The 7,445-nt window shown below is 29.8% G+C and carries 8 protein-coding genes and 1 pseudogene; 7 read left to right on the forward strand and 2 right to left on the reverse strand.

All coding sequences use genetic code 11. The annotated features are described in order from the left end of the window. The 5 genes and pseudogenes from AMN73_RS03625 to AMN73_RS03645 form a co-directional block, all read left to right on the forward strand. Positions 1–267, forward strand: a pseudogene (locus AMN73_RS03625) (isocitrate lyase); the annotation flags it as partial. 144 nt (positions 268–411) lie between these two features. Then, entirely contained in the window at positions 412–1,848 is a 1,437-nt protein-coding gene (locus AMN73_RS03630) for a sodium:solute symporter family transporter (RefSeq protein WP_075534923.1), read from the forward strand. Between the two features lie 25 nt (positions 1,849–1,873). Next, complete coding sequence (gene rseP / locus AMN73_RS03635) at positions 1,874–2,983, forward strand: RIP metalloprotease RseP (RefSeq protein WP_075534924.1); 1,110 nt, start codon at positions 1,874–1,876, stop codon at positions 2,981–2,983. 149 nt (positions 2,984–3,132) lie between these two features. After that, on the forward strand, positions 3,133–3,408 hold the full coding sequence (locus AMN73_RS03640; protein WP_075534925.1) for an HU family DNA-binding protein: 276 nt from the start codon (positions 3,133–3,135) through the stop codon (positions 3,406–3,408). Between the two features lie 141 nt (positions 3,409–3,549). Beyond that, positions 3,550–4,848 (forward strand): ammonium transporter family protein, encoded by a 1,299-nt coding sequence (locus tag AMN73_RS03645; protein ID WP_075534926.1) that lies wholly within the window; start codon positions 3,550–3,552, stop codon positions 4,846–4,848. Between the two features lie 58 nt (positions 4,849–4,906). Here the strand turns inward: AMN73_RS03645 and AMN73_RS03650 are convergent, their stop codons facing one another. After that, entirely contained in the window at positions 4,907–5,899 is a 993-nt protein-coding gene (locus tag AMN73_RS03650; RefSeq protein ID WP_075534927.1) for a glycosyltransferase group 2, read from the reverse strand. A gap of 29 nt (positions 5,900–5,928) precedes the next feature. On the opposite strand from AMN73_RS03650, the gene AMN73_RS03655 reads away from it, so the two are divergent. Next, a complete protein-coding gene (locus tag AMN73_RS03655) occupies positions 5,929–6,312 on the forward strand; it encodes a rhodanese-like domain-containing protein (protein ID WP_075534928.1) in 384 nt (127 codons plus the stop codon). Between the two features lie 2 nt (positions 6,313–6,314). Here AMN73_RS03655 and AMN73_RS03660 read toward each other — a convergent pair whose 3' ends face one another. Continuing rightward, the gene (locus AMN73_RS03660; RefSeq protein WP_075534929.1) at positions 6,315–6,788 is read right to left on the reverse strand and encodes an ABA4-like family protein; all 474 of its coding nucleotides are present in this window, start codon (positions 6,786–6,788) and stop codon (positions 6,315–6,317) included. A gap of 28 nt (positions 6,789–6,816) precedes the next feature. Here AMN73_RS03660 and AMN73_RS03665 point away from each other — a divergent pair, with 28 nt between their 5' ends. After that, positions 6,817–7,380 carry a regulatory protein RecX gene (locus AMN73_RS03665; protein WP_075534930.1) on the forward strand — a complete coding sequence of 188 codons (564 nt, stop codon included), beginning with the start codon at positions 6,817–6,819 and terminating at the stop codon, positions 7,378–7,380. Positions 7,381–7,445 lie beyond the last annotated feature (65 nt).

Genomic DNA, 7,445 nt, shown 5'->3' on the forward strand with positions numbered 1-7,445 from the left:
TATAAGTTTCAATTTATAACGTTAGCAGGATTTCATACTCAGAATATTGCAATATTTGAATTAGCTGAAAAATATAAAAAAGAAGGTATGACAGCATATTCAAGAATTCAACAGCAAGAATTTGCAAGAGAAAAAGATGGTTACACTAGTGTAAAACATCAGCGTGAAGTTGGAACATCATACTTCGATGCAGTTTCTAATACTATTAGTGGCGGGCAAAGCTCAACTACCGCAATGGAAGGCTCTACAGAGTCAGAACAGTTTTAATCCCTAAAATAATATATAAGTTAGATTATAACCCTGGTTTTTATCTAGGGTTATAATTTATTTATGCTATAATTAATTAAGGGGTGTCTTAATTGACTGAGAATATACCCTTCGAACCTGTCCGGTAATTCAGAAAGGGAATTTATGGAAAAAACTTATTTTTTAAATCAATCAACAGCACTAATTATTGTTATTACAATTAGTTTTATTTTTGCAATTCTTGGAATTAACTATTCTAAAAAATTTAAAGGTATTAACAATTATTTAACAGCAAATAGAAATATTGGTTTCTTTTCATTAAGCACAAGTCTTACCGCTTCTGCACTTGGTGCTTGGATTTTATTTGGACCAGCTTCTGCAGCAACATGGGGTGGAATTGGTGCTGTAATTGGATATGCTTTAGGAACAGCGTTTCCGATGATTTTTTTTATAATGCTTGGAAAAAAAATTAGAAAAGAATTTCCAAAGGGATCATCACTTATACAGTTTTTAAGAAAAAAATTTAGCAAAAATCTCTTTAAATTAATTTTACTGATGACTGTATTTTATCTATTCATTTTTTTATGTGCAGAAATAACAGCTGTGAGTATTTTAATAAATTATATCTCTGGGACACAGTTGTGGCTCACAGCCTTCATAGTTCTGTTAGGAACTTTGACCTATACTCTTTATGGTGGATTAAGAGCTTCAATATTTACTGACAATATTCAAATGATTGTCATTACCATTTTGTTATTAACATCAGGAATTTATTTATGGTCATATACTGGAAGTGAATTTTCATTTTCATTTATAAATAAAAAAAATCCTCATTTGCTAAGTTTTGAACATGTAGCAAACTATACAGCTGGTATAACTTTTTTTGTTGCAGTTGCTGCAACAAATCTTTTCCACCAAGGAAATTGGCAAAGAGTTTATGCAGCAAAAAATAATAATATTTTAATTAAAAGTTTATTGATTTCATTTTTTGTTATTATTCCAATAGTTTTTTTTATGGGATTCTGTGGCCTAGTTGCAATATCGGTTGATCCTAATGTGGTACCTGATTTAGGATTTTTCTCATTACTCTTTAAAGATCAAACTGAATTTTTATCATTAATAATTATAATATTAGGTTTATCTCTAACCATAAGCACAGTTGATACACTTGTTAATGCTGTATCAAGTTTAGTTGTTGTTGATGGAAAGGCAACATTCAATATTAAATCTAAAGTAGATTTTTTAAAATTATCTAAATATTTTATAATTATATTATCAATAATTGCCTTTTTTATAGCATCAAAAGGATATAGTGTTTTGTATTTATTTTTATTAGCAGATCTTTTTTGTTGTGCGTTTGTGTTAACTGTTTTCTATAGCTTTTATAATAAAAAAATGAAGGAAAAAACTGCATTTGCATCTATCTTAATAGGGTTGATAGGAGGATTTCTTCTATTTCCTGCCCCTGATTTTTCTAAAAGCTTGTTAGTCGGTGTTATTTTACCTATAGAATTTTTCCCAATTTTTGTAACACAATCATTATTATTTTTATCATTTGTAGTTGCTACAATTCTACCAGTGCTAATTTGGAAGTTGAGATAATTGTTTTAATATATAATATGATGATATGTTAGATTTTATATTACCTTTCATGGTTCTAATCTTAGTAGTTGTATTTATCCATGAGTATGGACACTACTATTTTGCAAAAAAATTTGGTGTTGGTGTTACAGATTTTTCAATTGGTTTTGGTAAGGAATTATTCGGCTGGAATGACAAATCTGGCACGAGGTGGAAAATTTGCTGGATTCCTTTAGGAGGTTATGTAAAATTTTTTGGTGATAGAAATGTTTTTTCTCAGGCTGATCACGATGAAATACTTAAAAAATATAACGAAAAGGAAAGAGAGAAACTTTTTACCTTAAAACCTCTATATCAACGAGCTATCATTGTTGCGGCAGGCCCAATAGCTAATTTTATATTAGCAGCTATTATATTTTTATTTATTTACATGTTTGTAGGCAAAGATTTTACACCTGCAGTTATTAATGAAGTTCAAATAGAAAGTCCTGCTGAAAAAGCTGGTTTAAAAAAAAATGATATAATCTTAGAAATTGATGGCACGAAGGTTGAAAGTGTTCTTGATGTCTCAAAATTAATAACAATGTCTACATCTGAGTTTATTGATTTTAAAGTATCGAGATATGAAAAAGATTTATTCTTAAAAATAAAACCTAATATTATCGCTACTGAAGATAATTTAGGAAACAAGATAAATAAAAGAGTTGTTGGTATTGTAATAGGTGCCTTTAATGACAAAGTAAATCATGTAAAACTTGGACCTTTAAAAGCGTTATATTATTCAGTTAACGAAGTTTATTTTGTTACTTCCTCAACGCTTAGTTATTTGGGCTCAATGATTTTCGGTGATGCTGATACATCCCAACTTGGTGGCCCAATTAGAATTGCTAAAATTTCAGGGCAGGTGGCACAATTTGGAATTATACCTTTTTTGAGCATGATGGCGTATATATCAATAAGTTTAGGCTTGATTAACCTTTTCCCAATACCTTTGTTAGATGGTGGACATTTAATGTTTTATGGTTTTGAAAAAATTTTAGGTAGACCTCTAAGCCAAAAAACACAGGAAGGTTTTTTTCGAATCGGAATGTTTTTAGTTTTATCTTTAATGTTTTTTGCAACCTATAATGACCTCAAAGATTTAGGTCTATTTTAAAGGATTTTTTAATCATCAAAAAAGCAAGTAAAATCAATACTTTTTAAACACAATATATTGTGTGAAAAAACAATTAAACCACTAAAAAAAAGCTTGAAAATTAGGGTATTTTGTTAAGTATGTAAATAACCTTTAAAACCGGAGCTAAAATGAACAAAAAACAATTAGTAGCAAAGCTTTCTGGAAGCTTGAATTTAAGTAAAGCTGATGCGGAGCGTACTTTTGATACTATTACCAACACAATACTGGATGCCTTAAAAGGTGATGATTCAGTGAAAATTGCTGGTTTTGGTACATATAAAGTAGCTAAAAGAAAAGCTAGAATTGGACGTAATCCTAGAACTGGAGAACAAATCCAAATTGCTGCATCGCAAAAAGTTAAGTTTTTGCCTGCGAAAGCACTTAAAGAAATTTTTAACAAATAATTTCTTCCAACAGCCTTTATTGATGAAAATTGATAAAGGCTGTTTCTATATGCAATAAATGCATACCTAATTTTTCCAATCAACATTAGTTTTAAGTTAAAAAAAAAATATAACCACACCTTTAATAATAAGGGAGGTTTTATGAAAAAACTTTTTAATAAATTAGTTGGTCCGGTAATAGGTCTACTGTTTTTACTAAACATGAACAGTACTGCTTATGCGGATACAACTGTCTCAGCAGAGGTTGGCTTTATATTTAACACACTACTTTTCTTAATTTGTGGTTTCTTAGTCATGTTTATGGCTGCAGGTTTCGCAATGTTGGAATCAGGAATGGTTACATCAAAAAGTGTATCAGTAATTTGTGCTAAAAATATAGGCCTATTCTCTATAGCTGCGATTATGTTTTGGTTAGTGGGTTATAATTTGGCTTATGGAATACCATCAGGTGGATATATTGGTAAATTCATACCGTGGTCAGATGCAAGTAAAATTGGAACGGGTTACGCTGATGGATCAGATTGGTATTTCCAAATGGTTTTCTGTGCAACGACTGTATCTATTGTTTCAGGTACTTTAGCTGAAAGAATTAAATTATGGCCATTCTTTTTATTTGCTGCAATTCTATCAGGAATTTTATATCCAATCGTAATGGGTTGGCAGTGGGGTGGTGGCTGGTTAGCTGCAAGAGGATTTTCAGACTTTGCAGGATCAACACTTGTTCACTCAACTGGAGGTGCTGCTGCTTTAGCAGGAGCAATCATATTAGGTCCTAGACTTGGTCGATTTACCAAAAAAGGTGAGGCGGCTCCAATCAAACCATTTGCTGCATCATCTATACCATTAGTAACACTTGGAGTGTTCGTGCTTTGGTTAGGTTGGTTTGGATTTAATGGTGGATCGCAACTTGCAATGGGAACAGCTAACGATGCTATAGCGGTATCTAAAATTTTCATTAATACATTATTGGCAGGTGCAGGTGGAGTAATGGCTGCTGGTGCGGTAACGAAAATATCTGGTAAGACAGATGTTATTCAAATGCTGAATGGATGTATTGGTGGTTTAGTTGCAATTACTGCAGAACCTTTAATGCCTTCACCTCTAGCTTCAATTTTAATTGGTGCAGTAGGTGGTATAATTGTGGTTTACGGTACGAAGTTCTTATTCTCTATGAAAATAGATGATGTAGTAGGAGCAATACCAGCACACTTATTCGCAGGTATCTGGGGAACATTAATTGTCCCAGCAACTAACTCAGGTGCTAACTTTGGAACTCAATTAATCGGAGTACTTTCAATAAACATATTTGTATTCGTTGTTGCATACATAGTATGGTCCCTAATGAAAGCTACAATGGGTATTAGATTGAGTAAAGAAGCAGAGCTTAAAGGAACAGACGTTTCCGAAACAGGAGTTATTGCATACTCAATAAGAGATTAGTTAACAACAATTCCCTTTTTAGTTAACAATAAAAGAGGCCCGAGAAATCGGGCCTTTTTTATTTATAATTATTATCATCCCATAGTTTTTTATAATCTATAAATGGTGATAATCCGTAACCAGAATTGATATTGGTGATATGTACAGTTAGAGATTGCACAGGAGAAATACAAACTTCCTTTTCATATATTTCATTAAAATATTTTTCCCAAGGGTCATTTAAATCAGAGCAAGTTTTAAGAAAAATGTCCCAATATTTTTCAATAAAGGGCTTAGATACCAAGAAGGTCATTAAACTTTTGGATGTAGTTCGCCAATGTCGTTTGCTTCCTATCAAAAGGTTAGTTTTTTCATTATCCATGTACAAAAAAGGATAGTCGGCAGGACAGATAAATAATTCTTTTTTTAACTGCGAGGATATTCTTTCATATGAAGATACCATTTCTTCTAAAGCGGTTTCTAGATGAATATAATCATCTTCTAAAAAATACACTAAATCCTCACCTTCTTTTTTGCCAACTTCAAAAGCTCGAAGTAATGTTGATAAATTTGAAAAGTTTTCTCTTTTTTCTTGCTTCTTTATAATATTTTCATGAATTGATAGATCATGATTAATAATATCTGCATTAACCTCATTTTTTTTTAATAAATCCTTGATAGTGGATAAATTTTCCTCAGTTGATTTATCGTCAATAATTTTTAAATCAACTTTAACTAGAGGATTGTTTTTCTTCAAAAATTTGATTGCTTTTATTACTGAATATAGAGCTCTACAAACATACTCTATTTTAGGTTTATCAAATATTCTTTTTCTATTTTGATTCCACATCTCAACATTTGTATTTGTTCTAAAAATAATTAATAAAGAGCTTACTTTTCTAGTGAGCTTAACTTCTCCTAAAGGTAAAACGATAGATTTTTTTATACTTGATAAGTTTTCATTAAGTTTTTTTTCAAGAGTAGGAGATTTAAATTCATTTTGATCTATTAATTCTAAGTCAAGAGCTTTAGCTAGTTTAATAAAAAATTTTTTTAGGATGTTTTTTTTCATTTTTTTTGATATTAACAATCTAATTTATTATGACTATAAAATCATCACAAAATCTTGTCGAAGATGCTCTCAAAGAGGTTAAAACTATTTCACCTGAAGAGGCTTTAAGTAAATTCAATGATAATAAGTGTAATTTAATCGACATAAGGGATATTAGAGAACTTCAAAATTCAGGTAAGATTGAGAACTCATTACATATCCCAAGAGGTATGCTGGAGTTCTGGATGGATCCTAACAGTTCTTATTTTAAAGAGGGTAAAGTTGATATGGACAAAGAAATAGTTTTATTTTGTGCCGGTGGATTAAGATCTGCATTGGGCGCCAAATCTTTAAAAGATATGGGTTTTGAAAAAGTCTCTCATATTGATGGTGGTTTCGGTGCAATGAAAACCAAAGGTTTTAAAATAACCTAAGTTTAATCAAATAAAGTAATTCGCTTAGAATAAAAAATTCTTATAATCCAGTATAAAAATATTCCCAAAACTCCAATAAAATAAGTTATCAGAAGAGGTATAATAATTAAAAATTTATTTATAAGTAATTTTTGACTATCTCTAACTATCCAGGATCCACAAAATAAGTTTATTGCTAGGAAATGAGTCCAAAAAGTAATTAGAAAAAAGTTATCACTAAAAAGATCATTCAATTCAATAATTCCTAGGTACAATTTAAAATTATCTAAAAAATTGTAATCAAATTTATATAAAAGAAATAATAAATAAGTATAAACTGAACCAAGCACCAGATAAGGAAAGATAGAAGTTACAAAATATCTACAAATATTTGATTGTGGAAAAAAAATTAAAATGAACCAAAAAGGCAAAACACCAATGTTCAACCATAGATATATCATTTCCATACTAAAAAAATCAGATATTTGCTCAATCATAAAAAAATATAATATATTAAATTACTAAATGATTCCTATTAAAAATAAAAAAAAATCTCTAGAGGTTACTGTAGAAGAAATGCGTAATTTTTCATTAATTTATATAGAGAAATATGCACCCTCGAAACAACAATTAAAAACATATTTATTGAAAAAATATTTAAAAACTAAAATACCAACTGTAAATAAAAAAAATATAAGTGATTTAATAGATGTTGTCCTTGAAGATCTAGAGAAATCACAGTTTATAAATGATAAATTTTATTCAAAATCAAAAGCTAAAAGTTTAATTAGAAAAGGAAGTTCACTTAATAAAATTCGGAATTATCTCTTTTCAAAAGGAATTAATGATAAATATATTAAAAACACCATTGAGGAAATCCAAGACAATAACGAGGATCAGGATTTTTTTTCTGCGATCAAGGTTTGTAAGAAAAAGAGAATTGGACCGGCAAGAGTAGAAAGTAATAGGCCATTGTTTTATAAAAAAGATATATCCGTTCTTGCAAGAGCAGGTTTTGACTTTGAAATATCCAAAAAAGTAATGGATTTGACAGAAGATGAATATTCCAAAATAATTAATCTACTTTGACAAATTATAACTTTCTGTCTTTGATGTGATTTTGCCCGTCATTTACTCTAACATTTAATTCAAAT

Origin of the sequence: Candidatus Pelagibacter communis (genome assembly GCF_001179965.1) — a bacterium.
In the GTDB taxonomy this organism is placed as follows: Bacteria; Pseudomonadota; Alphaproteobacteria; order Pelagibacterales; family Pelagibacteraceae; genus Pelagibacter.

Coding starts and splice junctions, on each gene's coding strand:
- AMN73_RS03660 (WP_075534929.1), bottom strand. CDS start 6,788: ATGATTGAGCAAATATCTGATTTTTTTAGTATGGAAATGATATATCTA.
- AMN73_RS03650 (WP_075534927.1), bottom strand. CDS start 5,899: ATGAAAAAAAACATCCTAAAAAAATTTTTTATTAAACTAGCTAAAGCT.
- rseP (WP_075534924.1), top strand. CDS start 1,874: ATGTTAGATTTTATATTACCTTTCATGGTTCTAATCTTAGTAGTTGTA.
- AMN73_RS03645 (WP_075534926.1), top strand. CDS start 3,550: ATGAAAAAACTTTTTAATAAATTAGTTGGTCCGGTAATAGGTCTACTG.
- AMN73_RS03655 (WP_075534928.1), top strand. CDS start 5,929: ATGACTATAAAATCATCACAAAATCTTGTCGAAGATGCTCTCAAAGAG.
- AMN73_RS03640 (WP_075534925.1), top strand. CDS start 3,133: ATGAACAAAAAACAATTAGTAGCAAAGCTTTCTGGAAGCTTGAATTTA.
- AMN73_RS03630 (WP_075534923.1), top strand. CDS start 412: ATGGAAAAAACTTATTTTTTAAATCAATCAACAGCACTAATTATTGTT.
- AMN73_RS03665 (WP_075534930.1), top strand. CDS start 6,817: ATGATTCCTATTAAAAATAAAAAAAAATCTCTAGAGGTTACTGTAGAA.